This window comes from Pyxidicoccus caerfyrddinensis (assembly GCF_010894405.1).
Classification (GTDB): domain Bacteria; phylum Myxococcota; class Myxococcia; order Myxococcales; family Myxococcaceae; genus Myxococcus; species Myxococcus caerfyrddinensis.
In genome coordinates this window covers 112,698-138,166 of the sequence record NZ_JAAIYA010000005.1, presented here as the reverse complement: position 1 = coordinate 138,166, position 25,469 = coordinate 112,698, and the positions used below count along the sequence as shown (strand labels likewise).

Sequence of the window (25,469 nt, the reverse complement as noted above, 5' to 3'; positions counted from 1 at the left end):
CACCTTCCCCTCAAGGCCGCCGCTGCGGCGCCGGTGGCTCCCGCGAGTGGGGTGCCAGTGCGTGGAGGGGGGCGTCTTTGCCCAGCGCGATGAAGGGTGCCCAGTAGTGGGGATGGGGCTTCGTGGCACGCAGCCAGCGCATGGCCTCGCGCAGGGCGGTGGCTCTCCCCATCCCCTCGAGCAGGTTGCGGTAGTAGGCCTCCATCAGATGCTGCGTGGTGTCGTCCTTCACCTTCCACAGACTCATCACCACCGTCTCTGCTCCGGCCACCACGAGCGCTCGGCGCAGCCCGTAGACGCCCTGGCCCGGCTTGACGTCCCCTCGTCCCGTATCGCACGCGGACAGCACCACCAGCTGGGTGCCCCACAGGTTGAGGCCGGCCAGCTCCAGGGCCGTCGCCAGCGCGTTCTCGGGCGGGGACGGGTGGGGGCTGGCGTCGCCAGGGGCCGGGGCGCGCGCCCCCGCGAAGATGAGGCCGGAGCGCAGCAGGGGGTCCGGTGGCAGCGAGGCGGGAGTGCCATCACCCAGCGAACCAAAGGAGACAACGGAGCGGGAGCCCGTGGGAACGGGGGCGTCCTGTAAGAAGAAGCCGTGCGTCGCCAGATGCAGGATGCCAGGGGGCGGCAGGTGCAACAGCCGCTCCTTGGTGGCCTCGGGGCCCAGGAAGAGCCGGGCCTGGGGAAGCAGGCGTTGAATGCTCTCCGCCTCCTTGCGGGTGCCCGGCAGCGAAACGACGTCCCAGGCTCTTTGCGTCGGGCTCTCTCGCAGCTCGGAGAAGAAACGCTCCATGGAAACGGAGCGCTCGGCCGCCGCTGAAGCCTCTTCCGTGGAGGCAGCGGGTGCTTGCAGCGGGGCACCGAAGGCCGGGTCGGCGAGGACGACGACGGAGTCAGCCGGGGCCTTCTCCTGGGAGCGGGGCAGCAGGTCCTTGCCGGAGGTGAGGTAGGTGAAGTCGAAGGACTCCACGAGGAACTGCTTCCCGTCGTGCAGGGCGGCGAAGGGCACCAGGGCCAGCTGGCCATCCGGTGCGAGGAAGAGGCGGCGCGTCTTTCCCAGCAGCGGAAGCAGAGGTTGGAACACGAGCTGGTAGACGGACCGAGCCCTGGCCTCGAAGGCAGCGTCCTGGTTGGCCAGGGCGTCTCGCAGACCCGAGGCGGCAAGGTCGATGGGCTCGGCCGGGCCCAGGTCCAGCGTGCGAATGGTCGCGTCTGGAAGGAGTACCAGCGCCAGGTAGCGCAGCTGGCTGGGGCGCTTGGACTCGGGCGTACCGCGCCTGGGCACGAGCGGGCGGTCCTCGTAGCTGATGAACTCGACGAGGGCACCGTCCTCGTGCAGTGCCTCGGCGACCCGAGCAACGATGTCCGCGGGAGACGGCAGCGCGGTCAGCGCGCGCAGCGGTGCGGAGCGCCGGGCCAGGTCGGCTTCGAGGGCAGTGCCCTGCTCGGAGAGCTCTTTGAAACGCTGTTGGTAGGCCGCGGGCGGAAGCGAGCCGGGCCCCTGGAGTGACAACTGGGCCAGCTGGGTGCGCAACCCTCTCAGCCGTCCGAAGGCGTCGCGGTCCTGCGCGCCCAGGCTCCGGTAGATGGTGCGGGAGATTTCAGCACTCTCCTCCACGGAGCGGCCTTTGAGGAGCAGGGCCGCGCTGAGGGCCAGGCGTCTGACGTTGGCGTCTTCAGGATGGGTGCGCAGCAGTGCATAGAGCCGCTCCTCGTCGGTGCGTAGAAGCTGGAGGAAGCGGGCCAGGTGCACCTCCGAGAAGCCGAGTGCCTCCTGGCGCAGACGCTGCTCGGAGATGGCGAAGGCGCGCGTGAGCAACGGCAGGGCTTCGGCGAGGCGATGCCGCGCCAGATGGACCATGGCAAGGCGGTTGAGCGTTTCCGCGTTGCGGTGATGGTTGCTGCCGGCAGTCGCTCCCCGAATGGCGAGCGCGCGCTCGTAGAGCGGCCGGGCTTGTCTGTACAACCCCTGAGCCGAGTAGAGGTCGGCCAGGTCGTGCAGCGGGTCGGCGACGTCGGGATCATTCCTGCCATAGGCTGATTCCGCGATGGCCAGCGCGCGCTGAAGGAAGGGCTCGGCGCGGTGGTACAGCCCCTGGGCCAGGTAGAGCTGGCCGAGCTTGCTGCGCGGCCTGACAACGTAGGGGTTTCTCTTGCCGGAGACCGCCTCCAGGGTCGCCAACGCGCGTTCCAGGAGCGGCTCGGCGCGAGCGTATGCTCCCTGCGCCATGTAGAGGCTGCCGAGGCTGTCGAGCGTTAGGGCGACGAGGTAGTGTTTCTCTCCGTAGGCCGCTTGCCGGATGGCCAGCGCGCGCAAGAAGAGCGGCTCGGCACGGGCGTACAATCCCTGGGCCAGGTAGAGGTTGCCGAGTGCTACGACCGGATCGGCGACAAGGGGATGGTTCTCGCCGTAGGCCGCTTGCCGGATGGCCATCACTCGCTCGAAGAGCGGCTCGGCTCGGCCGTACAACCCCTGGAACTGGCAGGCCACCGCGAGCCGGTAGAGCGAATCGGCGACGAGGAGATGGCTCTTGCCAAGGGCCGCCTCCAGAAGAGCAACCCTGCGTTCGAAAAGCGGCGCGGCACGAGCGAACAACCCCTGGCGAATGTAGAACGACGCGACGCTGAGGAGCAGGTCCGCGACGTCGGGAGGGTTCTTGTCGAGGGCTGCTTCCAGAATGGCCACCGCACGCGCCTGGAGCGGCTCGGCACGAACGGACAGCCCCTGGCTCTGGTAGACGTAGATGAGGTCCGCGAGCGTGTGTGCGACGAGGGGATGGTTCTTGCCGAGGGCCGTTTCCCGAATGGCCAGCGCGCGCAAGTAGCGTGGCTCGGCACGAGAGAACAACTGCTGGGATCGGTAGACCAATCCGAGATCGTGGAGCGTTTCGGCGACATCCGGGTGGTTCTTGCCGAGGGCTGCTTCCCTGATGGCCAGCGCGCGCAACAAGAGCGGCTCGGCGCGAATGGACGAATCTGGCCCTGAATAGACGTTGGCGAGGTTGTTGAGCGACTCGGCAACGAGGGGATGGTTCTCGCCGAAGGCCGCTTGCCGGATGGCCAGCGCACGCGCATGGAGCGGCTCGGCTCGCTTGTATGACGTTTCGACCATGTAGACGTTGGCGAGGTGGGTGAGCGTTTGAGCGATATCCGGGTGGTTCTTGTCGAGGGCCGCTTCCTGGATGGCCAGCGCACGCAGAAGCAACGACTCGGCTTGAACAAGGTTCCCCTGAAGCAGGTGATGAGCACCGAGCCAGTCCAGACCCCGGGCGACCTCCGGGTGTGTGCCCCCGAGCACCGCCTCCCGCAGCCCCAGCGCATGCTCACCCCTCGCCATGGCGTCGGCATACCTGCCCGCGTCCCAGAGTGAGCTCGCTTCATCGAAGGCGGTCTGCGCCTCCTGCAGCCGCGTGTCCGGTGGCGCTTCCCCGTTCGCCGCTCCGGCCGCACAGCACACCACCAACAACACCACCATCCACCCGCGAACCTGCCGCATGTTGGCTCCTTCGACTTTCTCCCTCGCGCCCTCACCGCCCGCGGATGCGTCGACCCAGATTCTCGAGGACGGTGCCCAACACCTCCTCTGAGTTCGCGAGGTACAGCTGCGCCTCCGCCGGGTCCTGGGGTTCGAACTTGAACCTGAAGCCCTCGACCGCCGGCATCCCGATGTCTGAAAAGAGGCGCATCACGGACGGCGCGCTGGGGGCTCCAAAAAACAACAAGTGGTTGTTCTTGCAGAACTCGAGCACGGACCAGATCAACAACTTGAAGGCGCCGCCGCCCCTGAACCCCGGGAGCAGGACGACCCTGTTCCCCTCGATGAGATTGGGAATGTCGAGGCAGGACAGGTCCCGATGGGGTTGGTAGCCATGGATTTCGAATCGGCCCTGATACCTCCCGCAGAGCCTGGCGCCCCCGACCAGGCTGCCCTGACTGAAGACACCGAGGCAGGTGGCGATGCCATCCCGGTCATCCAACAGCCGCTGCCCCGCGACCCTGATTCCGGAGGGATTCGTCGGACTGAAATTCCAGCCCGGTTCCTGGATGTAGACGTCGAACAACACCCTTCGGTAGGTGTCGAGCTCTTCCCGGCTCGACATGACTCTGACCTCGATGGCGTCCGTCATTGCGCTCTGTCGCATCTGGCTGGGGGTCATGGCCTGGCTTTGAAGACCAGAAAGTGACGACCCGCAGTCGCTAATCCCGCGCCGTGCCGTTGAGGAAGCCGAGCGTGGCCCGTCCAAGGGCCTGGTCGCTCGCTCTGTTCCGGGCTGGCTTCGCGGAGCCGAGTCCGTCCCCCTCGAAATTGAATGAGCCGACGTGGGGGAAATCGATGCACGAAACCCACGGCAGCCGGCCCGAGGCTCAACACCCCGCGGCCCGGCATGACGCGCTGCGTATTGTGGGTGCCCTCCCAGGAGCCTACGAATCGCGTTATTGGCACAGTGCCAATAACCGATGGAGGGCTGCGCGCATGAGACTGCGATGGAACCGTAGGTGGGCGTTTTCGGGTTGCCTCACCCTCGCCATGGGCGTTTCCCAGGCGGCCGCGGCGGACCCGCTGCCGTTGCTGGAAACGACGGCCCTCCGCTCGCCGTTCTCGGCGGCGTGCCAGGGGAAGCCGGACTCCACTCCGTTGCCGGTGGACCCGCGCACGCTGGTGGTGCCGGGCGTCAACAAGCCCGGGGCCGCGGTGCAGTTCAACGCGTACTGGGTGGACCTCCACACCCCGCCAGCGCCGTTCGTCTCGACGCTGGCACCCAATCCCCAGACGTGCGGCGAGTTCCGCGCGAGCGTGGCCCGGGGCCGCTCGAACATCGAGACGCGCGCCTACTTCCAGCCCTTCAGCGACTCGCTCGCCTACTACAACCTCTTCAGGCTCTGGGGCTACCTCCTGCGCCCCGCCGACTTCGACGAGCAGGTCATCAAGCGCTACGGGCTGTCGAAGGCGCCCTTCCGCAATCCCTATCCGATGCCGTGGGAGAACCCCAACCTCACCAATGGTGGCAGCGGCCAGCTCCCGCTGGGCATGGTGCAGGAGCGGGACACGAACGGGCGCTTCACGGGGAAGATTGCCTCGAACTGCTCGGGCTGCCACGACTCGCGCTTCGGCACCGAGCAGGAGGCGGGCTTCGCGTGGGGCCGTACGAATGACGCGGTGGATGCGGGCCTCATCCAGTCCGACTTCTTCCGCTCCACCGTCTGGGAGACGCCGCTCTTGCTCACGCCCGTGCCCTGGAGCGTGGGCCGCGGCTCGAGTGACGCCATCGGCATCGTCGACCTGCTGCCCGCCATCTTCGACATGGACTCGCTCGCGCTCGTGCCGAGCCTGCTCGAATATTTCCCCACCCACGCGGGAGGCATGTCCCGCGCGCCCAACTGGTGGTACCGCGCGTTCAAGACGCGCCAGTTCTGGGACGGCGCGCTCACCTCGGACAACGTCCGCTCGGAGATGGCGTTCGGAATCGCGAACCTGGGCCGCACGGCGCAAGAGCGCCGCGCGCTGACCGCCGAGTTCGACGACAACGACAACTTCTTCATCTCGCTCTCGCCGCCCGTCTACTCCAAGCCCATCGACACCGCGCTCGCCGAGCAGGGCGCCATCCTCTTCCACGAGCGGGACCTCTGGGCGAACGGCGCCAATGCCGGCATTCCGAAGACGCCGGGCAACGGCTCCTGTGCGAGCTGCCACGGCGTCTACTCGCCACGCCATGCCGCGAACCCGGCGTTCCTCCCCGACCCCCGGCTCAAGGGCATCGCTGGCGTCATCACGCCCATTGAGACCATCCGGACGGACCCGGCGCGCGTGCAGCTGATGGCGGACGAGCGCAAGCGCAAGACGTGGAACACGTCCTTCCTCGCCTACAACGACGAGGCCCCCAACCACGGTCCCTTCTACGACGACCCCATCTCCAGCGCGCTGCGCCGCGTGCCGCGCAGTGCGTACGACAATGGCACCGGGCCCGTCTACTCACCCCTGGGGCCGAACGAGTGGATCAACCCGTTCGGCTACGTCGCGCCGCCGCTCTACGGCGCGTGGGCCTCCGCGCCCTTCTTCCACAACGGCAGCGTGCCCACCCTCTGGGAGGTGCTGAAGCCGTCGGACCGCCGGAAGGTGTGGAAGCGCCTGCAGACCTCCGCCAACGGGCTGGGGACCAACGCCGGCTACGACGCGAGCTTCGCGTCGTATGACTTCGCGAAGCTCGGCTGGAAGGTGACGCCCCTGGCCTGCGGCGACGTCCCGGCCAATGACCCGTTCATCCCCTGCAGCCAGGAGATGGCGACGCCCGACATCCTCTTCGCGAACATCGCCAACCTCGCCGCCAACTACAACTCGCTGCTGTACCAGACGCCGCCGCCCATCACCGCGAAGCAGATTCGCTCGCGAATGATTTTCAACTCGTACCTGTACGGCCTGGGCAACGGCGGGCATGACTTCACCCAGTCGCTCACCGACAGCGAGCGCTGGGCCCTCATCGAGTACATGAAGACGCTCTAAGGGCCGGGCGGCGGGTTCGATTCCCGCCGCCCTTCCCCGCGCTCCACCTCGCGTTACGGAATGACGGTGATGCGGCCCAACTGCGGCGTGGGCAGCGGGTTGTTGGCGCGCGTGTAGGCCTCGAGTACGTCGAGGTCGATGGGGCCCGTGAGCGGGTCCTTCCCCTGGGTGAGCACCGTGTAGCTGTCACCGCCGGCGGCCATGAAGTTGTTCACGGTGACGCGGTAGTTCGCCGTCGGGCTGAGGGGCGTGCCGTTGAGGGTGATGGACGCCGGGTCCACCTTGTTTCCCGCCGGCGCCGACGCGCTCCAGCTGTAGGCGAAGCCCTGCGACACCTGGATGATGGAGGTGTCTCCCGGCTGGAACTGCTGCTCCAGCAGCGTCTCGATCTGCGCGCCGGTGACGGTCAGCGTCACCATGTTGTTGGCGAAGGGCTGGACGGCAAAGACCTCGCCGTAGGTGATGTCCCCCGCGTTGATGTCCGCGCGCACACCGCCCGCGTTCTGGAAGGCGATGACGGCCCCGCCGGTCCGCTCGCCGCGCGTGGCCGCCAGCATCCCGTCCGCCACGGCGTTGCCCAGCGTGGACTCCCCCGAGGCACCCGCCGGGAGGGGCCGCACGGGGGCCGCCAGCCCACTCTCGGTGTAGCCGATGACCTTGTCCCTCAGGGGCGCGACCCTGCTGACGAGCCCCTTCACGTAGGCGTCCACCGGGGCATGCGCGGTCTCACGCGTGACGATGACGTTGCGGGCGGTCGCCTCCACCACGTCATGAGTGGTGGGGTCCAGCACCAGGTCGATGTCGGTGATCAGGCGCCCATTGCTGGCCGCGCTGGTGACGCGCTTGCCGTCGATGAGGCAGTTGTAGGCCTGGTGCGTGTGGCCGGAGGCGACCACGTCCACCTCGTCGTCGAGCCGCTCGACGATGTCCTTGATGGGGCCGGAGAGGCCCGGGCACTCATTGAACGAGCCCGTCGGGAGGCCGCCCTCGTGGATGACCACCACGATGGCCTCCACGCCCTGCTGCTTCAGCTCGGGGATGAGGGCATTGACGGTGTCCGCCTCGTCCTGGAAGGTGAGCCCCGACATGCCCGTGGGGCTGACGATGAGCGGCGTGCCTTTCAGCGTCATCCCGATGAAGGCGACCTTCGCCCCCTCGAACTCGCGGATGTTGTAGGCCGGGAACAGCGTCTTCCGGGTGGCCACGTCGGTGAACACGTTGGCCGAGAGGAACTTGAAGCTCGCGCCGGGGAAGCTCGCGCCCGCCTGGCACCCGTCCACCGGGTGGCAGCCGCCGCTCTGCATGCGCAGCAGCTCGGTGAAGCCTTCGTCGAACTCGTGGTTGCCCACGGAGTTGAGGTCCAGCCCCATCATGTTCATCACTTCGATGGTGGGCTCGTCGTGGAAGATGCCGGAGACCAGCGGCGAGGCACCGATGAGGTCTCCCGCCGAGACGACCACCGTGTTCTTGGGGTTGTCCTGCCGCAGCGCCTGGATGTGGTGGGCCAGGTAGGCCGCGCCACCGGCGGGCACATCCACGGCGGTGCCGCCATCCGTGGCAGGCACGCGGATGCGGCCGGTGCTGCCCGAGGGGGTCTCCAGGTTGCCGTGAAAGTCATTGAAGGCCAGCACCTGGACGCGAATCGGCTCCGCGGGTTCGGGCTCAGGCTCGGGCTCCTCCTCGCCGCAGCCGGGCTGGGTCAGGAGCATGGCGCTGGTGAAGAAGGCGCCGAGGAACTTGAAGGCGCGGCGGCTGCTCCGCGGGCTCTCGCTGGCAGGGATGGGGATTTTCATAGTGGGTTTCAGGAGATGAGCCGGCGAGGCGGAAAATGATGCAGAGAATCCGCGGTCCGTGCCGCTGCTACACTGCCCCCACCCCGGAGGCTTGATGCACCCGAAGAGACTTCACCGCTGGCCCGCGTCCACGCTCCTCTCGCTGGCCACGGGGTTCGCGCTCGCCTTCGCGGCGGGCTGCTCGGGCGACGACGAACAGAGCGTCGACGTGCCCAACCCCCTGACCAACCCCAAGGACGGCCCGCCCGCCGGCAATCCGAATCCGGAGGCCACGTGCAGCGTCCCCGCCGAGGCAGGCCTCGCTGACGTCTCCAAGCCCACCACCATCGTCGGTACGGGAACGCCGGCAAGCTGCACCAGCGAGGCCTTCCTCGCGGCCGTTGCCAAGGGCGGAGTCATCACGTTCGACTGCGGACCGGAGCCCATCACCCTCACGCTCGACAGGACCGCGAAGGTCTTCAACGACAAGGGGCCGGACATCGTCATCGACGGCAAGGGCCTGGTGACGCTCAGCGGCGCGGGCAAGCACCGCATCCTCTACATGAACACCTGCGACAAGGCACAGGTGTGGACGACGGCTCACTGCGACAACCAGGACCACCCCCGGCTGACGCTGCAGAACCTGACGTTCGTGGACGCCAGCTCCAAGAGTGAGACGGAGTTCGACGGAGGCGGGGCGGTCTGGGTGCGCGGTGGGCGCGTGAAGGTCATCAACTCACGCTTCTTCAACAACGCGTGCGCCGATGTCGGGCCCGACGTCGGTGGCGGCGCCCTGCGGGTGTTCAGCCAGTACAACGGACTGCCCGTCTACGTGGTGAACACGACCTTCGGCGGCAAGCCGGGCTATGGCGGGGTCTGCTCCAACGGCGGCGGCATCAGCAGCATCGGCGTGTCGTGGACCGTCATCAACAGCCTCTTCTCCTACAACCGGGCCATCGGCAACGGCGCGAATCCCGCCAGTCCGGGCACCCCGGGCGGGGGCAGCGGCGGGGCCATCTACAACGACGGCAACACCATGACGCTGTCCCTCTGCGGCACGCGAATCGAGCACAACGAGGTCAACGCCCACGGCAGCGCCATCTTCTTCGTCAGCAACGACCACTCGGGCGACATCCGCATCGACCGCTCGGTCATCAAGAACAACCTCGGCGGCTCGTGGTACGTGAAGTATCCCCAGATATCGAATCACTCGGATACGCCCATCGTGGTCACGAGCTCCACGATTGAATGACGTCAGCCGCTGCTCAGCCCATGGGCGCTCCCGTCCATGAGCTGAGCAGCCGTTGCCGGCGCGGTACCGCCGCCGTCAGTTGATGAGCAGCACCTTGCCCACGCCGCCCTGCTCCGCGAGCTTCTGGGCCTCCTTCACCTGGTCCAACGGAAACCGCTTGCTTACGGGGATGACCAGGTCGCCCTTCGCCGCGCTCTGCCCCAGCTGCGTGAGACGGCGCGAGTCCGGATGGCTGAAGATGGCGCGCACGGTGATGCGCCGTCCCTTCGCCTCGGGAGGCTCTCCCACCACGCTGCCCAGGGTGCCGCCCGGCTTCAGCTTCTCCAGCACCGCGGCCACGGTCTTTCCACCCACGGTGTCCGCGATGGCATCCATCATGGGCAGCTTCTCGACCTCCTCCGCGACATCGAGCGCGACCACGCCCTCCACTCCCAGCTTCTCCGCCTCCGCCTTCTGCTTCGCGCGCACGCCGGCCCAGACCTTCACGCCCCGGGCCTTCGCCGCGAAGACAGCGGCGCGCCCCACCGCGCCCAGCGCTCCGGTGACGAGCACCGTGTCGCCCTTGCTCGGGTCCACCGCTTCTTCCATCAGCTGCACGCCCGTCAGGGTGACCAGCGGCAACGCGGCGGCGTCCTTCAAGTCCATCGACTCGGGCACCTTCGCCCAGGCGTCCACGGGGGCGACGACCTTCTCCGCGTAGCCGGCATTCACCAGGCCCATCACCCGGTCACCGGGCTTGAACGCGTCCACGCCCGCGCCGACCTCGATGACCTCACCGGCCACGTCCCGCCCGAGGATTTTGGGGAACTGCACGGGCATCCGCGCCTTCAGGTCACCCCGGCGAATCTTCCAGTCCACCGGGTTGATGCTCGCGGCGGAGACGCGCACCTTCACCTCGCCCGGTCCCACCTGGGGCTCGGGCATCTCCTGCACGGCGAGCGCATCCACATCCCCATAGGACTTCAGCACCACGGCTTTCATGAGGGCCTCCTCGGCGCGAAAGGGAAGACTCCAACTCCGCACGAAGGGTAATCACCGGGAGTGAGCACGCCATCGGACGCCGCGGCGGAGCGGGCAGGCGAGCCCCACCGAGGATGACGCCGGAGGGAATACCCAACGCGGAAGGCCGCCCTGAAGCGGGTATCCTGACTGGCATGTCGCCTCGGAAGCCCCCGGCAGAACCCGACAGAAGGGACGAGTACGTGGCGGAGTGGGTACTGATCGCGCTGCTCGATATCGCGGCCGTCATCTATCTGGTGGTCTCACGCGCGCTCGGCATCGGCATCGGCGAACTGGACGTGGTGGCCTTCTGCCTCCTCGGGACCACGCTGTTCTTCGCCCTGTTTGGCATACCGCGCGTCGAGGCCGACCCGGCGGGCATCCGCTTCTTCCGCCGTGGGCGGCTGCGCTGGAGCCGTCCGCTGTCGGACTTCGCGCGCCTCAGCCCGGGGCTCTTCGGCATGCAGCGCATCGTCTTCCGTGACGGCGCGTGGGTCTGGTTCGCCGCGCTGGGACCGGAGGGGACGCGCATCGCCGACTTCCTCGCGACGCTCCCGGTGAGCCAGCCGCGGCGGCGCGGCGTGAGCACGCGAGCGGACGTGCTCGACCTTCCCCTCGCGGCCCTCCGCTTCCCCGGGGGCCAGTGCATTGGCTGTCGGCGTCCGGCAGAAACCGTCCTCGAGCTCGAGGCGCGCCGGGGCTTCACGCTCCTCCTGGTCGGCTTCTTCCTCGTCCGCGACCTCGAGGCGCCCGGGTGCCGCGCGTGCAAGACGCGCCGGACCGTGCTCGGCCTCGCCGCTTATGCGGTACCCATCCTGACCTTCGTCTACTTCCTTTTCGGGCGGGGGCTTGCCCCCATGGAAGAGCTCGAACCGCGCCTCCGGCTCGTGTGTCTCTGCATCTCCGTGGCGGGCACACTGTTCCTCATGAACTGGGGCGCACGGTTCCTCGATTATGCGGCCTTCGGGGTCGCCCCCCTGTCGCTCAGCGCGGACAGCACCCACGTGCGGCTGCGGGTGCGCGACGTGGCGCTCCGTCAGGCGCTGGAAGAGGGCGCGCGTGGGGAGCCGCGCGCCACCGAGAGCGCCAGGTTCGAGCTCGGCTGACGGTCCCCACAACCGATGGAGGGCTGCGCTCAGTCCGCCGCGGCGAAGTGGGCGAGCTGGTCCGCAAGTCGTCGAACGGCTTCGACGCCGCCCTGTCCCCCGTGCCGAACTGGAAGAACGACCAGGGCAGGCTCGCCATCTCCACCGAGTTGAGGGCGGCGAACACCCATTCGACGGCCTCGGCCCGGCCACGCGCATCGGTCGGCATCAGGGCGGGGCTGAGCTCGCCCAGATGCAACAGGTCACTGGCCCGCCAGGGAGTCTCGGGCCGTGGCGAGAAGGAGCCGGAAGCGCTGCGAGAGGCGTGGAGGGGGTGGCTGAGCGCCAAAGCGCTGCGAGCACTCAGGCATCCCGACGTCTTCGGCGATATCGAAACCGGCCTCTTTCACCAGGGCCTGCATCGCGGAGGGGGTCCGTTCACCAATCTGAGGCTCGCTCCAAAGGCGGAGCAGAATGCTCAGACCCCGGGGGCGTGGATTGGGTGTCGAATAGTTGATGACGATGCTGGAGCCGGGAGGGGAGCGCGCGGAGACCACGCGCAGGGTGCTGCGGGCGGCCTCGTCGGAGAGGTACATCACCACGCCCTCCCAGATGAAGAACGTGGGCTCGCGGGTGCGATGACCCGCCCGCTCGAGAGCTGCATCGAGGGAGTCGCGCTCGAAGTCGACGGCGACGAAGTGAAGCTGCTTCGAGGCAGGAGTGAGCGAACCCAACCGAGACCTCTTGAAAGACTGGGTGGCGGGATGGTCCACCTCGAAGACATCGGCCTCCGCGAGCTCGCGGACACGGTAGGCCCTCCCATCCAGGCCCGCGCCCAGGATGACGACCTGCCGGATACCGCGCGCGAGGGCCTCGCGAAGGTACGAATCGATGGCCACGGTCCGCACCGCCAGTACATCGGCCCAAAGGGCGGCGGCCTGTCGCGCCTGAGGAGACGCCCGTTGCAGGCGCCGCTCCGAGAGGCGGAGGAAGGTCGACCAGGGCCGTGCCAGCAGGTGACGCGCCGTCGGGTCACGGAAGTCGGGCACCGTGGTGATGCCTCCATCCGCCAGCGCCCGCATGAAGGCGACCATCGACGCGGTCTGACTCGCACGCCCTGCCTTCATGTTCTGTGTCCTCCTGAGGTGGAGAATCTGGGGGCGAAGACTCCGTCCGCGACGGGCCGCTGGAGGAGCCACGGCAGCCCTCTTCCGCTCTCTCCACTGCCAGCAGATGCCAGACCCCGGGTATTGCCGCAAGCCCCCCCGGCCGTGGTCCACCGTCGACCGTTTCGAGCCAGGAGCGGGAGGCCGAGAGATGCACGCGGACATGGTGACGCAGCACGCGGTGGTGATTGCTGGAGGGGGCCCGACCGGGCTGATGCTGGCGGCGGAGCTGGCGTTGGCGCAGGTGGACGTGGCCATCGTCGAGCGGCGCGCGAGTCAGGAGGTCGCCGGCTCGCGCTCGCGCGGCCTGCACGCGCGCAGCCTGGAGGTGCTCGATCAGCGCGGGGTCGTCGAGCGCTTCGTCTCGCAAGGGCAGGCGGTCCAGAACGTCGCGTTCGGGCAGGCGCCTCTGGACCTCAGCGACTTCCCGACGCGTCACAACCATGGGCTCGCGCTCTTGCAGGAGCGCTTCGAGCGCATCCTGGCGGAGTGGGTGGGCGAGCTGGCGGTGCCCATCTACCGTGGGTGCGAGGTGACGGGCTTCGCGCAGGACGACACCGGCGTCGACGTCGCGCTGTCCGACGGCCGTGCGTTGCGGGCGAAGTACCTCGTCGGGTGCGACGGGGGTCGCAGCCTCGTCCGCAAGGCGGCAGGCATCGAGTTCCCGGGGTGGGACGCGTCCGTCAGCTACCTCATCGCCGAGGTCGAGATGACCGGAGCGCCGACGTTCGGCATCCGCCGGGACGAGAAGGGCACCTACGCCATGGGCCCGATGGAGGGCGGACGCGTGGGCGTCGTGCTGAGAGAGGAGCGGGTCGGCACGGGCGACGCGCCGACCCTCGAGGTTCTGCGCGAGGGGCTCGTCGCGCTCTACGGGACGGACTACGGCCTGCGCAGCGCCACGTACCTCTCGAGGTTCACCGACATGACGCGGCAGGCGGCGTCCTACCGGGACCGGCGGGTGCTCCTGGCCGGCGACGCGGCCCACGTGCACTCGCCGATGGGCGGACAGGGGCTCAACCTCGGCGTGCAGGATGCCGTGAACCTGGGGTGGAAGCTGGCCCAGGTCGTGCGCGGCGTCTCGCCGGAGAACCTGCTCGACACGTACCAGGCCGAGCGGCACCCCGTCGCGGCCCGGGCGCTGCGGAAGACCATGGCGCAGACCGCGCTGAGCCGCGGTGACGCGCGGATGGACGCCGTGCGCGAGACGCTGACTGAGTTGCTGCGGATGGACGGGCCCCGCAAGCAGTACGCGGCGATGATGTCGGGGCTGGACGTCCACTACGACCTGGGCAACGGCCACCCGCTGCTCGGGCGCCGCATGCCGGACCTCGACCTGGTCACCGCCGGCGGCCCGCGGCGCGTGTTCCACCTGTTGCACGACGCGCGGCCGGTGCTGCTCGACCTGGGCGGGCCCGGCACTCTCGACGTCACGCCCTGGGCGGACCGGGTTCGGCGGGTCGCTGCTCGCTACACGGGGGAGTGGGAGCTCCCGGTGCTCGGCGCGGTCACTGCGCCCGTTGCGGTGCTGATTCGACCGGACGGACACGTCGCGTGGGTCGGGGAGGGCACGGACCAGGGTCTGCGTGAGGCCCTGACCCGATGGTTCGGGCCACCGCGTGCCACGTAATGCGTTTCGCTTGCCTCAGCGGACTACGCCCGGCAGTCTGGCTGCCGTCTGCTCTTCAGGAAGGGAGATTGCTTGATATGGCGCGACTCGTCTTCGGAATGAACCAGTCGTTGGACGGCTACGTCGACCACATGGCGTTTGGGCCAGGCCCCACCCTCTTTCGTCATTTCATCGAGCAGGCTCGCGGCCTGACTGGCAGTGTGTACGGTCGCCGCATCTACGAGTTGATGCGTTATTGGGACGAGGATCATCCTGAGTGGGACGCGGCGCGACGCGACTTCGCAACGGCCTGGCGGAGCCAGCCGAAGTGGGTCGTGTCACGCACGCTGAAGTCCGTCGGCCCCAACGCCACCCTTGTCGCGAACGACCTCGAGGCGACAATCCGCAAGCTGAAGGCTGAGCTTGATGGAGAGATTGACGTTGCAGGCCCGGACCTGGCGCGAAGCCTGACGGACCTCGGTCTCATTGATGAGTATCGAATCTACCTGCACCCAGTCGTGCTGGGTTCCGGCAAGCCCTTCTTCGCCGGCCCTCGGCCGCCACTCCGCCTCAAAGCCAGCGAGCAAATGGACGAGAACGTGATCAAGTTGGAGTACGTTCCCGCTTAGTCGCCGTGCCGACCAGGCATCGTAGGTGCGACGGCCCAGCAGCAGCTCGAACCTCTCGCCATGCGCGGCGAGGACTGCGTCCCGGCCGGTGGGGGTCCGATAGGGCGCGGTCCAATCGCTGTAGGGGAAATCGTCGTCATCGGCGGTGTGCTGAATCACGCCGTCCAGAGAGATGTGTTCGATGAGCTTGAGCGTTCTCAGCTCGGCTCCATCGGCATCGGGAAGCGTTCCTGAAGCCACGCCTGCCACAGCGGCTTCTCGCGGGCGACGGTGGCGGCCGCCTGGTCGCCGTAGAGATAGAAGCTGAACGTCGCCATGACCGACGGCCCGCCGAAATCCATGGTGAACAGGACGGCGGTGCCGGGCCCCGGCTGCTCGAGCCGGATCATGGCGCCGGGCGGACTCGGGTTGACGTGCTCCACCACGCCGGCCAGCGCCGGGATGCCTGCCGGAACGGCCCAACCCTGCCCGACGACAGCCACTCCGTCGAACCCCAGTGCCGCGGTCAGCGTCGCCCAGGCGTCCGCCGGCGTTCCCGCGACGGGAGCCATGAATTGCATGAACGCAGAGCGCTGGCCGCGGAAGTGCGTGAGATAGAGCCGCAGGATGCGGAAGGCGCCGGGGATGCCCGATTCGGTGCCAATCAGCTGGTCGTCCCAGTCGTCCGTGCTGGCGAAGAGGCTTTGCACCACACGGACGACGCAGACGCCGCCATCCCGCGCTTCGACGCTCCACTCGTTCGCGACCGGCGGGGAGCCAGGAAACCAGCCGTCCGCCTCGCTGGTGAACTTCCGCGGTGCATCCCAGGCCGTCACCACGGCGCGGGATTCCATGCCGGGTCCGAGGTTCAACGTCAGCGCGACGGGCTTCCCGTCGCGCTCCTCGAACTCAGCCGGCGCGAACCAGGACGAAATACCCGGCCCGGTGGCGATGGCCTGCCAGACTTCCTCCGGCGTACCGGGGACCTCGACTTCAACCTGGATGGAGCGGCGTCCAGAGGCTTCTTTCTTCACGCTCATGATGGCTCCTTGGAATGCGCTTTCTGCGGCAGGGGGTGCGCCACCACCACCAGGCGATGCGGCCGGCCGCTGGGGGCGGATTCGTCGTGATATTTCGAGACGAGCTTCGCGATGGCTTCGGTGAGCTCGTAGCTGAAAGCCGCCCGCTCCTCCGCCGACCGGAAGCGAACCTCGGTATCCACCGCCAGGGTCGCCAGGCGTTTGCCCGTCTCTGTCGCGCGACGAACGAGGTCGCCGACCTCGCGGACGACCCGTGCGCCCAGGGCGATGAGATAGCTCGCGGAGAGCCGGTCGACCTCCCGGTTCGGATCCACGGCGACCGGGCCCATGGCACTCGGTGAAACGACATAGGAAGCAGCCGTCGCCACGAGCAGCCGCTCCGTCAGCCCGCCCCATTTGCGTTCCGAGGCCAGCCGCACCAGCCCGTGCGCTTCCAGCGCGTTCAGATGGTAGTTGACCTTCTGCCGAGCCAGGCCGACCCGCGTGGCCAACGTCGCCGCCGAGGCGGGCGCGGCTAGCTCGGAGAGGAGTCGGCTTCGCATCGGCCCCAGGGCCACTGTCGCCGCCGCCGGATCATCGATGACTTGGACGTCGAGCATGAGGAGATGGTGTCCTTGACAACTTTTTTTGTCAAGGCTGATTCAGGAGCGAAGGCGGGTAGCAAGCATCATCTTCTCGTCGACACCAAGGGCCAGCCGCTGGCTGAGAGCCTGACGGGAGCCAACGTCCATGACACGCACGAGCTGTTCCCCTGCTGGACGCCGTGCCCGATGTGAAGCAGCCCCGCGGTCATCCCCGTCACCGGCCCGACAAGCTGCATGCCGCCAAGGCGTACTCTTCGCGCAAGAACCGGCGCGGCTTCCTGCAGCGGCGTCTGCGCGTGCGCGATGAACGGCGGGACGATATCCACTTCGGCCTCCTCGTTCTGGGCTGCTGCCTGATCCCCTTCCGGGGCCTTCAAACCTGACTTTTGTCAGGCGCTCTTATTTCATTCACAAACTATTCATCGCCGTTGGCGCGCGTTCGACCCACGTCGAATGTGATGGGTTTGTGCTGACTCATGCATGGCTTTAGCTATGCGAAGACTACAGGCATTGTGCCCAATCGGCAGGAATCCGACCGCGGTCATGAATTGGCAATTGACAGGTCACTAACGGAACGCTATTGACTTCACTGCGGGTGAATAAAGACAGCCCGCGTTCAACGACAGTCCAGCTTGGGTGCCCGCGAGCTCCGCGCGAGGCAGTGGTGCGTCCTTTCAGGGGGATCTCAATGAAACACAAATCAATTTCGTTCCTCGTCATGATCACGGGGGCCGGTTTGCTCGGCCTCATCGGCGGTTGCAGCCCGATCTCCAACGGAGACAATGACGCGTACGTCGGTTCGGCCGACTCCGCCCTCACCGCCGAGCAGTGCGATTACTTCGATGTCAACGGTAAGGTCCAGATCTGCCACAAGACCAGCTCGACGAGTCATCCCTACACGATCGTCCGTGTTAGTGAGCAGGCCTGTATCAACGGGCACAGCGCTCACAACGGCGACTACGTCACCAGCCCCGACCCGACCTCGCCGCTCTACGACCCGACGTGCAGCGGCCAGGGCTGCCTGTCCGTGAACGCGCCGTGCGACGCCACGGTCCCCTGTTGCGACGGCCTCACGTGCCAGAGCGGCACCTGCGTCGACGTCAACGAGTGCGCCGCCGGTACCGACAACTGCAACGAAAACGCCACCTGCACCAACACCGTGGGCTCCTTCACCTGCGCCTGCAACGCAGGGTACGAGGGAGACGGCGTGACCTGCACCAACATCGACGAGTGCGCCGCCGGTACTGACAACTGCAACGAAAACGCCACCTGCACCAACACCGTGGGCTCCTTCACCTGCGCCTGCAACGCGGGGTACGAGGGCGACGGCGTGACCTGCATCGACGTCAACGAGTGCGCCGCCGGTACCGACAACTGCAACGAAAACGCCACCTGCACCAACACCGTGGGCTCCTTCACCTGCGCCTGCAACGCGGGGTACGAGGGCAACGGCGTGACCTGCACCAACATCGACGAGTGCGCCGCAAGCCCCTGCCTGAACGGCGGCACCTGCATCGACGGCGTGGGTAGCTACACCTGCAAGTGCGCGCCCACCTACGAGGGGACCAACTGCCAGGATTGCTCCGGCTCCCTCGGGGACTGCAACGGGGACTCGTCCGACGGCTGCGAGGTGAACCTCCAGAGCGACGCCGATAGCTGCGGCGCCTGCGGCATCGTGTGCTCGACGGGCCAGATCTGCTCGAACGGCACCTGCCAGGCCGCCCCCCCCGGCCAGGTCCCCGGCACGCCGGTCAGCTCCCCCGCGAACCACAACCCGCTGGCCCCGGCGGTCGCCGATGTGAATGGCGACGGCAAGCTCGACATCCTGGTGGCCAACGCCGAATCCGGGTCGATCCTGACGCCCTCTGGCTCGCTCTCCGTTTTCCTGGGGAACGGCGACGCCAGCGTCCAGTCGGAGGTCAACTACGGGAGCGCCTCGCTCTCCAGCAACGCGGTCGTGGCCGTGGACGTGGACGGCGACGGGTGGCTCGACGCCGTCACCGTCAACGGCCAGACCAACCTGCTCCTCATCAACGGAAGCATCAGCGTCTACAAGAACCTGGGCCCGAGCGCGCCCGGGACCTTCGGCGCGCCGACGAGCTTCACCACCGGCACCCCGGGCTCCGTCCACCTCTGCACCGGGGACTTCGATCACGACGGGGTGGCTGACATCGCCACGACAAGCGTGACCCTGAGCCAGGTGAGCGTGCTCTTCGGCACCGGCGCGGGCAGCTTCGGCGCGCCCACGTTCATCGGCATCCCGAACACCGGCGGCGTGCAGTCGACGATCGCCTGCCGTGACCTGAACAGCGATGGCTTCTCCGATCTCGTGGTGACGAGCCCCGCCAGCGCACGCCTGTCGGTCCTCATCAACCAGGGCAACGGCTCGTTCGCCGCACCCGTCTCCTACAGCAACGCCGCCAACGGCCAGACGGCGGGCATCGCCTTCGGCGACGCCAACGGCGACGGCACGCTCGACATCCTCTCGAACGGCGCGGCCGGCCGGTTCCTCTTCTTCTTCAAAGGGAACGGCAACGGCACCTTCGCAAGCGGCGTTCAGTCCACCGCCGCGGCCACTACGGCCACCAACTCGGCGCTGGGCGTCGTGGCCGATGACTTCAACGGCGATGGCAAGCTCGACGCCTACATCCTCGTTACAACGGCCTCGGGCGGCGTCCGCCCGATGACCGGCAACGGCAACGGAGGCTTCACCTCGGGCACCGTCGTCACGACCGGCGCCTCGCCTGGCCTCAACGCCATCGCCACCGCGGACATGGACGCGGATGGGTACGCCGATCTCATCCTGACCAACAGGGGCTCCGGCACCGTGACAGTGGTCCCCAACGGACTCTGAGGAGCTGTCCGCGATACCGCTCTGGGGCGGTGTGCCCTGATTTCAGCGCGGTCTCGGTAGGAGAATCGGTGCGCCGCGTGCTTCGCGCGCGGCGCACCGAAAGACGCGCAGGCGCCTGACCCGACCTCACCTCCACAGAGGCCGCATTTCCACACGGGTGCAGGACCACGCGGCGTGCTCGGCTCAACGTGGGGCCTTCCGGTTGCGATGCGTCCATGAGTTACGCCGGGGCGAACGATTTCGCTCAGGCCCGCCGCGCGCGCGTGCGCAGCGCCGCGAACAGCCCCACGAAGAGCAGCGCCGCGCCGCCGATCGACCAGGCTGCGAACGCATGAGAGGGATGGGGGCCCTGTTGAGGGGGAGGGAGGGTGCAGAGGGGCCGAGGAGGGCCGCTGACGGGGCCGCCCGAGAGCAGCCCCTTCTCCTTCAGCAGGACCCATCGCACCCGGTGCGGAAGGGACAACGTGCGTCGACGAGCTCGTGGGCACGCCGCGGGCCATCGCCGCCGGGGTCCTCGGGCGCTCTGGCACCAACGACTGACGGGGGCTCGGCTCACACTGCTCCGGCAGCCAGGTGCACGCCCAGAGCGGGCGCGTGTCGCCGCTGCCAGAAGGCCTCGCCCATCCAGCGCCGCTCCTGAGCGTAGTGGGCCTGGCGTGCCTCCAGGTAGCCGGAGAACTCCTCCTCCCGCTCCCGTGCGTAGTCCTCCAGCGCGTCCCGGTCCCCTCGCAGGGAGGCCAACAGGGCGCGTGCCGCCGCCTGCCCCGTGCGCAGCCCCTTGACGATACCGCTCGAGGACAGTGGATCCCACATGGCCGCCGCGTCCCCCACGGCCGCCCAGCCTTCTCCGGCCGCGCGCTCCAGGCGGCTCGTCTCGCAGGGGCGGACATGCAGCCGCCGCACCGTTGGCAGCCCTCCCAGCCCCCGCGTCAGGTGATGGGTCCGGGCCAGCAGCGCGCTCCACCCGGCGGGGCGCAACGCGTTGTGGCGCTCCAGCACATCCACGTCGCTCATCAGGGTGAAGATGAGGCGCCCCTGGGGCAGTGGCGCCGCGTACCACCAGCCCGAGGGAGTGGCCTCCACCCGGAGCAGGTGCTCCTCGTGGCTCGGCGGCCTGTCCACGACGGCCGACACGCTGCAGAGCGTGTCATGGTTCCGCCGCCGCACGCCGCGGTATCGCGCCACCTGCGCCGAGCGTCCCGTTGCGTCCACCAACACCGTGCAGTGCAACGTCCTCGGGCCCTCGGGCGTGCCGATTCGGAGCCACCACCCGCGCTCCTCACGCTCCAGGTGGGTGACGCAGGCGTTCCTCCACAGCTCCACGCCCTGGGACTGCGCGTGGCGCGCCAGCAGGCTGTCCAACTGCCGGCGCTCCACGTGCCAGCCCTGGCCGTAGGGGTTGGTGAGGAAGGAGTGGTGATGGGGTTCCTCCGAGCCCCAGGTGGCTTCCAGGCCGTACGAGGCCAGGAAGCCCTCCGTCTCCAACGGTTCAGGGGCGAGCCACCGCCGCAACTCGGTGAACGCCACCGGGGAGAGTGTCTCCCCAGGGCGCCAGGGCGAGTAGTCCGTGCGCTCCACCACGCAGGTGGACACCCCCGCCCTCACCAGGGTCAGCGCGGCGCTCAGCCCCGCGACCCCGCCGCCCACCACCACGGCTGTGCAGGTGGCTCGCCCGTCCATCACTTGCTCCGCTCCTGCGACTCGAAGAAGTGCTCGCCCTCCTGGAGGACGAAGCCCAGGCTCGACCACTTCTGCTGCATCTGGATGTACATGGCCAGGTCCCTGGCGGGAGTGTCCTCCGTTGCCTGGGATTGGAGCTCCGGCTTCTGCGCCTCGACTTCGGCCACCTTCTCCAGCTCGCGCGTCCAGGAGACCATGGCGAGGTCCCCCTTCTTGGCGAACACGTCATCCGGCCGGTGGGCGCACCACCACATGTGGTACATGCGCTCGCCGTCGTACGGGATGTGCGCCGCGGGGTAGAGCTGCTTCTTGCACTGGTAGAAGTCCGCCTGCCAGGGCAGCGCCATCTGCTGGGAGAAGAAGCCTGGGCGGATGGACAGCGTGTCCGGGGCACCGGGGAAGACATTCCCCGAGTGCTTGACGCGGAAAGGCGTTCCGTACAGCTCGGGCCTGCGCACCATCCAGCTGCAGTCGATGCCGGGGAAGAAGGGGCCTCCCACCGAGTTCTCCATCGCGGCCCGGTCCAGCCCCTCGGCGGTGATGGCCTGGGGAATGGCCTGGGCCGCCGCCGCATCCCAGTCCTCCACGAACTCACCCGCGGCCCAGCGCTCGAGCACCGCGTACTGCACGCGCGTGAGGGTCATGAAGTAGTCCGGTCCGGGCTGCACCTCCAGGTCCGAGTACTTGTCTCCCAGCCCCTTGGGCATGAGCAGGGGCTCGTTGCCGGTGTTGTTGGAGGGGTTGCGCATGTAGCCGAAAATCGTCCTGCGCATGCGCCGGCCTCGGCTGGAGGACAGCGAGCCCAGGTCCTGCTCCACGCCCGCGAGGCTCCCATGGAAGGACTTGGAGGCTTCGGGGTTGTGCACCTGGCGCTGCTGCAGGGCACGCTCGAGCAGAGGGTAGACCTCGTGGAGGAAGGAGGGCTTGTAGCTCTTGAACGTGTTCCCCTGGGCGTCCCAGTCCGCCCGCTGCGCCGCGAGCCGCGCGAAGAGCCCCTGGGAGAAGAGACCATCCGTGTCGACGAGCTTCACCTCCTGGGGGAAGCGCACGGCCACGTCCCACAGGGTGTCCAGCAGGCGGACGGTGATGCCCACCGAGGGCGCGAAGTCGGGCGGCCCCACCAGGACCCAGGCCCCGGTGTCACCCTCCAGCTTCGCCACCTGCGTCTTGCCGTCCACCACGTAGGTGACCTCGGCCGACACCGGCCCGTCCGCCATGTCGTCGAACCAGTGGTCGTTGTTCACGTAGTTGTTGATGAGCGTGCCGGGCTTCGTCGTCTGGGCCTGGCCGGGCCCGCCGAGCACGAGCAGGTGGCCATTCTCATCCGTGCGCAGCTCTCCCAGGGACTTGATGGGGATGTGGCTCTTGGTGTTGGTGAAGGGGACCGGCGGGGTGTTGCGGCCCGAGATGGACTTCGCGCCCGGGTCGATGACGAGCAGCCGCTCCCGGTCCGCCGCGGGCACGTGGCTGTTGCGCAGCCGGTTCGTCGTGTCATGCACGCCCGGCTCGGTCTCCGGCCCCTTCCATTGGCCGTTCGCGCCGTCCTGCCCGTCGAACTTGAAGAAGGCGGCCTTGCGGTTGGCCAGGTGGGCCTTCCAGGTGACCTGGGTGATGCCCTGGCTGCCAGCGGTCACCTCGCGCAAGGGGACGATCTGCGTGCCCTTGAGCTCGTACTCGAAGATGCGGAAGCGGGCCGCCTGGCGCTTGATGCGGCCCTGGCTGTCCTTGAAGGGGCGGAACTTCTTCTGGGCGTCGTCGTAGTTGGGCCGCTCGTTGGGCCGCTCGGGGCCGATGAAGAACTCGGTGGGGGCGTCGCCCACGCGGGCGACGCCGATGGAGGGGTGGATACGGAAGAATCTCTGGCTCATGGTGACTGCTCCGTTCTCTCAGTGGGTTTCCTGGTCAAGCTGGTCGAGGAGATCCAACAGGCGCTGCTTGTCCTTCGCGGGCAGGTCGCGGTCGGGGGGCATCTTGAAGCCGATGACCTTGGCCTGAGCGGGGTTCGGGTCGATGCGGTCGAGCATGGGACTGGTCTGGTCTGCGATCAGGTCCTTGCTGAAGACATCGAAGCGAATGGCGCCATGACAGCGGTAGCAATACTTGTTCAGCAGACCCAGCAGCTCCTTGTCCTGAGGCTTGGAGCTCCACGTCAGGGGAGTGGGCGTCGGCTTGCGCGTCCTGTGGAGCGGGTGGCTGAGATTGGCGAACTCGAAGCCGCGCGTGAGGAGGTCCGGCTCCGGCTGGACCGAGCTCTGGTGCAATTGCAGCCACTTGTCGGTGGCGGCGAGCTGGAAGCTCTGGTTGTTGACGCGCCGCTGCTGGTCGGCGATCTCCCGATTGACGGTGCGAAGGATGTCGAAGGCCGCGGCGTACTGGGGCGACTTCGTATCCTTGCCAGCATCGAATAGAGGGGCCGGGGCGTCGGGTCTGGCCAGGGCGGGGAAGTCGCCATCCGTGAGGCGGTCCATCCAGTGGTCCGTATCCAGGAGGTTGAGGATGGCCTGGCCCTTGAGCGAGCCGTGGCAGGTGTCGCACCCATTGGGCACGAAGTAGGGCGCCGCGCCGGCCGTGTCACCCGCGGCCACCAGGTTGCCCGCGTCGAAGAAGGCATCGAGCTGGTAGGAGAGCTTGTAGCCGTTCGCCGAGGGGCCGAAGTCCACCCAGTAGATGCTGTCGACCTCCGCGCACTCCTCCCTGGTGCCGGTGCAGTGGGTGACGAGGGAGACCTGGGTGTTGACGGAGCTGTTCTTCATGTTGCCAGGTGGGGTGCCTCCTCCGAAGGGGCCATGGACGGGCGGGCTGGTGAAGTGGTTGAAGAGAATCCACGCGCTCTCCACGTGGTGCTTCGCCGCCTCGGAGTTGGGGCGGGAGTTGATGCGCACCAGCCGGCGCCAGCCGATGTTGCGTTTCTCGGGAGCCACGGCGAAGTTGACAATCTTTGGCGCGAAGAAGCGGGAGACGAGGATGTCCCCCTTCTGGCGGGGAGGCGAGGTGCGCTCGACGACGGTCCACTGATTGCCAATGCCTGTGTGCCAGGAGGTGACGCCCTGGGCGGTGTCGGGGCGGTGCAGGTAGTCACCCTTCCACGACTTGAGCATGAGCTTGCCGTTGGTGGACTCGGCCTTCCAATCGCTGCCGACGCCCGTGTTCCCGGTGGTGACGCCCTGCGGGCTGTCGGGGCGGTTCAGGTAGTCCCCCTTCGAGGACTTGAGCCGGACCTTGTCTCCCACGCACTCGGCGGCCCAGATGTTGCCGCTCCCCGTGGATGCGGAGGCGACACCCTGGGCGGTGTCGGGACGGTTCAGCGAGTCGCCCTTCCACGACTTGAGCTCGATGGACTTGCCACAGTAGGGGAAGGCCGACGCAGGGGGCGGGGTGGGGCCGCCGCGCTCGACGACGGTCCACTGATTGCCGATGCCCGAGTGCCAGGTGGTGACGCCCTGGGTGCTGTCGGGGCGGTGCAGGTAGTCACCCTTCCACGACTTGAGCATGAGCTTGCCGCTGGTGAACTCGGCCGTCCAATCGTTGCCGGGGCCCGTGTGCCAGGTGGTGATGCCCTGGTTGCTGTCGGGGCGGTGCAGGTAGTCCCCCTTCGAGGACTTGAGCCGGACCTTGTCTCCCACGCACTCGACAGCCCAGATGTTGCCGGTCCCCGTGGATGCGGAGGTGACACCCTGGGCGGTGTCGGGACGGTTCAGCGAATCGCCCTTCCACGACTTGAGCTCGATGGACTTGCCACAGTAGGGGAAGGCCGACGCAGGGTTGGAGCCGCCGCCCATCAACTTCTCAGGGGCCTCGAACTCCACGACCTCGGGAGTGAGCTCCGAGTAGCCGAGGTAGTTGAGCAGCTCCTGCATGTTGGCCTTCGATTCGATGGTCTCCGGCGTGAGGAAGTTCAGCGTCCTGGCGAGTTTCTTGTAGTAGGCCGAGGCCTCCGCCGCGCTGCCGTTGTTGAGAGCGCTGGGCTTGGCCCCGGGGGCGGAGGGCTGGGCGGAGGCTGTCGAGCCCAGCAGCAGGAGCGCGGAGCAGAGGCCCGCCCACACGCGGCCACCTCGGCGGCGAGGGCGGTTGGGGAATGCGACATGGCGGGGAGGTCTATGTAAAGGCATACATTTCTCCGGCTCAGGTGCGCTGCGGAGCCGGCGTTGTGCAGGGCTTGCGCCAGGGCGATGCGCTGCTGGGAAGAGGGGCTCTTGCCAGAGGAGCGCGGCGTGGTGCCCTGGGGAGGGGCCACGTGTCAGGAGGGAGGGCTGACACGCCAGCGCGACGGGTGACGCGTTAGCGGCCGCGATTGACACGTCAGCGCGGCGGGTGGCGCATCAGC

Annotated in this window: 17 protein-coding genes; 7 read left to right on the top strand and 10 right to left on the bottom strand. The window is 68.0% G+C overall.

The genetic code is table 11. The features are described from left to right. Positions 1-10: 10 nt before the first annotated feature. Positions 11-3,493, bottom strand: coding sequence for a CHAT domain-containing tetratricopeptide repeat protein (locus G4D86_RS13445; protein WP_163993467.1), 3,483 nt, complete (start codon positions 3,491-3,493; stop codon positions 11-13). Between the two features lie 31 nt (positions 3,494-3,524). Further along, positions 3,525-4,124, bottom strand: coding sequence for a hypothetical protein (locus G4D86_RS13440; RefSeq protein ID WP_163993465.1), 600 nt, complete (start codon positions 4,122-4,124; stop codon positions 3,525-3,527). A 347-nt stretch (positions 4,125-4,471) separates the two neighbouring features. Between G4D86_RS13440 and roxA the strand changes: the two genes are divergently transcribed. Continuing rightward, the gene (roxA, locus tag G4D86_RS13435; protein WP_163993463.1) at positions 4,472-6,496 is read left to right on the top strand and encodes a rubber dioxygenase RoxA; all 2,025 of its coding nucleotides are present in this window, start codon (positions 4,472-4,474) and stop codon (positions 6,494-6,496) included. Between the two features lie 53 nt (positions 6,497-6,549). On the opposite strand, the gene G4D86_RS13430 is transcribed toward roxA, so the two are convergent. After that, the gene (locus G4D86_RS13430) at positions 6,550-8,289 is read right to left on the bottom strand and encodes a bifunctional metallophosphatase/5'-nucleotidase (protein WP_163993461.1); all 1,740 of its coding nucleotides are present in this window, start codon (positions 8,287-8,289) and stop codon (positions 6,550-6,552) included. A 94-nt stretch (positions 8,290-8,383) separates the two neighbouring features. Here G4D86_RS13430 and G4D86_RS13425 point away from each other — a divergent pair, with 94 nt between their 5' ends. Then, entirely contained in the window at positions 8,384-9,520 is a 1,137-nt protein-coding gene (locus G4D86_RS13425) for a hypothetical protein (protein ID WP_163993459.1), read from the top strand. Positions 9,521-9,595: 75 nt separating this feature from the next. On the opposite strand, the gene G4D86_RS13420 is transcribed toward G4D86_RS13425, so the two are convergent. Continuing rightward, positions 9,596-10,501: an NADP-dependent oxidoreductase gene (locus tag G4D86_RS13420; RefSeq protein ID WP_163993458.1), complete on the bottom strand. Its 906-nt coding sequence runs from the start codon at positions 10,499-10,501 to the stop codon at positions 9,596-9,598. A 113-nt stretch (positions 10,502-10,614) separates the two neighbouring features. Here G4D86_RS13420 and G4D86_RS13415 point away from each other — a divergent pair, with 113 nt between their 5' ends. Then, positions 10,615-11,625, top strand: coding sequence for a hypothetical protein (locus G4D86_RS13415; protein WP_163993456.1), 1,011 nt, complete (start codon positions 10,615-10,617; stop codon positions 11,623-11,625). 242 nt (positions 11,626-11,867) lie between these two features. Here the strand turns inward: G4D86_RS13415 and G4D86_RS13410 are convergent, their stop codons facing one another. Further along, the gene (locus G4D86_RS13410) at positions 11,868-12,698 is read right to left on the bottom strand and encodes a class I SAM-dependent methyltransferase (RefSeq protein ID WP_275899113.1); all 831 of its coding nucleotides are present in this window, start codon (positions 12,696-12,698) and stop codon (positions 11,868-11,870) included. Positions 12,699-12,921: 223 nt separating this feature from the next. Here G4D86_RS13410 and G4D86_RS13405 point away from each other — a divergent pair, with 223 nt between their 5' ends. Both G4D86_RS13405 and G4D86_RS13400 read left to right on the top strand, forming a co-directional pair. Further along, a complete protein-coding gene (locus G4D86_RS13405) occupies positions 12,922-14,400 on the top strand; it encodes an FAD-dependent monooxygenase (RefSeq protein ID WP_163993452.1) in 1,479 nt (492 codons plus the stop codon). A 77-nt stretch (positions 14,401-14,477) separates the two neighbouring features. After that, entirely contained in the window at positions 14,478-15,008 is a 531-nt protein-coding gene (locus G4D86_RS13400; RefSeq protein ID WP_163993450.1) for a dihydrofolate reductase family protein, read from the top strand. A 197-nt stretch (positions 15,009-15,205) separates the two neighbouring features. Here the strand turns inward: G4D86_RS13400 and G4D86_RS13390 are convergent, their stop codons facing one another. Then, positions 15,206-16,027, bottom strand: a complete 822-nt coding sequence (locus G4D86_RS13390) for an SRPBCC family protein (protein WP_163993448.1) — start codon at positions 16,025-16,027, stop codon at positions 15,206-15,208. Further along, positions 16,024-16,626: a helix-turn-helix domain-containing protein gene (locus G4D86_RS13385; RefSeq protein ID WP_163993446.1), complete on the bottom strand. Its 603-nt coding sequence runs from the start codon at positions 16,624-16,626 to the stop codon at positions 16,024-16,026. Before G4D86_RS13385 ends, G4D86_RS13390 begins: the two co-directional genes overlap by 4 nt. 164 nt (positions 16,627-16,790) lie before the next feature. Here G4D86_RS13385 and G4D86_RS52095 point away from each other — a divergent pair, with 164 nt between their 5' ends. Continuing rightward, positions 16,791-16,994, top strand: a complete 204-nt coding sequence (locus G4D86_RS52095) for a hypothetical protein (RefSeq protein ID WP_205519586.1) — start codon at positions 16,791-16,793, stop codon at positions 16,992-16,994. A gap of 305 nt (positions 16,995-17,299) precedes the next feature. Next, positions 17,300-19,465, top strand: a complete 2,166-nt coding sequence (locus G4D86_RS13375) for an FG-GAP-like repeat-containing protein (RefSeq protein WP_205519564.1) — start codon at positions 17,300-17,302, stop codon at positions 19,463-19,465. Between the two features lie 552 nt (positions 19,466-20,017). On the opposite strand, the gene G4D86_RS13370 is transcribed toward G4D86_RS13375, so the two are convergent. Genes G4D86_RS13370 through G4D86_RS13360 form a run of 3 tightly spaced genes read right to left on the bottom strand, consistent with a single transcriptional unit; the run spans position 20,018 to position 25,188 of the window. Then, complete coding sequence (locus G4D86_RS13370) at positions 20,018-21,145, bottom strand: NAD(P)/FAD-dependent oxidoreductase (protein WP_163993440.1); 1,128 nt, start codon at positions 21,143-21,145, stop codon at positions 20,018-20,020. Then, positions 21,145-23,013: a LodA/GoxA family CTQ-dependent oxidase gene (locus G4D86_RS13365; RefSeq protein WP_163993438.1), complete on the bottom strand. Its 1,869-nt coding sequence runs from the start codon at positions 23,011-23,013 to the stop codon at positions 21,145-21,147. The genes G4D86_RS13370 and G4D86_RS13365 overlap by 1 nt, the downstream gene beginning before the upstream one ends. 18 nt (positions 23,014-23,031) lie before the next feature. Then, entirely contained in the window at positions 23,032-25,188 is a 2,157-nt protein-coding gene (locus G4D86_RS13360) for a hypothetical protein (protein WP_163993436.1), read from the bottom strand. Positions 25,189-25,469: the final 281 nt, after the last annotated feature.

Excerpts from the sequence above, each read along its gene's own strand:
- G4D86_RS13445 (WP_163993467.1), bottom strand. The coding sequence starts at position 3,493 with ATGCGGCAGGTTCGCGGGTGGATGGTGGTGTTGTTGGTGGTGTGCTGT.
- G4D86_RS13440 (WP_163993465.1), bottom strand. The coding sequence starts at position 4,124 with ATGACGGACGCCATCGAGGTCAGAGTCATGTCGAGCCGGGAAGAGCTC.
- roxA (WP_163993463.1), top strand. The coding sequence starts at position 4,472 with ATGAGACTGCGATGGAACCGTAGGTGGGCGTTTTCGGGTTGCCTCACC.
- G4D86_RS13430 (WP_163993461.1), bottom strand. The coding sequence starts at position 8,289 with ATGAAAATCCCCATCCCTGCCAGCGAGAGCCCGCGGAGCAGCCGCCGC.
- G4D86_RS13425 (WP_163993459.1), top strand. The coding sequence starts at position 8,384 with ATGCACCCGAAGAGACTTCACCGCTGGCCCGCGTCCACGCTCCTCTCG.
- G4D86_RS13420 (WP_163993458.1), bottom strand. The coding sequence starts at position 10,501 with ATGAAAGCCGTGGTGCTGAAGTCCTATGGGGATGTGGATGCGCTCGCC.
- G4D86_RS13415 (WP_163993456.1), top strand. The coding sequence starts at position 10,615 with ATGACGCCGGAGGGAATACCCAACGCGGAAGGCCGCCCTGAAGCGGGT.
- G4D86_RS13410 (WP_275899113.1), bottom strand. The coding sequence starts at position 12,698 with ATGGTCGCCTTCATGCGGGCGCTGGCGGATGGAGGCATCACCACGGTG.
- G4D86_RS13405 (WP_163993452.1), top strand. The coding sequence starts at position 12,922 with ATGCACGCGGACATGGTGACGCAGCACGCGGTGGTGATTGCTGGAGGG.
- G4D86_RS13400 (WP_163993450.1), top strand. The coding sequence starts at position 14,478 with ATGGCGCGACTCGTCTTCGGAATGAACCAGTCGTTGGACGGCTACGTC.
- G4D86_RS13390 (WP_163993448.1), bottom strand. The coding sequence starts at position 16,027 with ATGAGCGTGAAGAAAGAAGCCTCTGGACGCCGCTCCATCCAGGTTGAA.
- G4D86_RS13385 (WP_163993446.1), bottom strand. The coding sequence starts at position 16,626 with ATGCTCGACGTCCAAGTCATCGATGATCCGGCGGCGGCGACAGTGGCC.
- G4D86_RS13375 (WP_205519564.1), top strand. The coding sequence starts at position 17,300 with ATGAAACACAAATCAATTTCGTTCCTCGTCATGATCACGGGGGCCGGT.
- G4D86_RS13370 (WP_163993440.1), bottom strand. The coding sequence starts at position 21,145 with ATGGACGGGCGAGCCACCTGCACAGCCGTGGTGGTGGGCGGCGGGGTC.
- G4D86_RS13365 (WP_163993438.1), bottom strand. The coding sequence starts at position 23,013 with ATGAGCCAGAGATTCTTCCGTATCCACCCCTCCATCGGCGTCGCCCGC.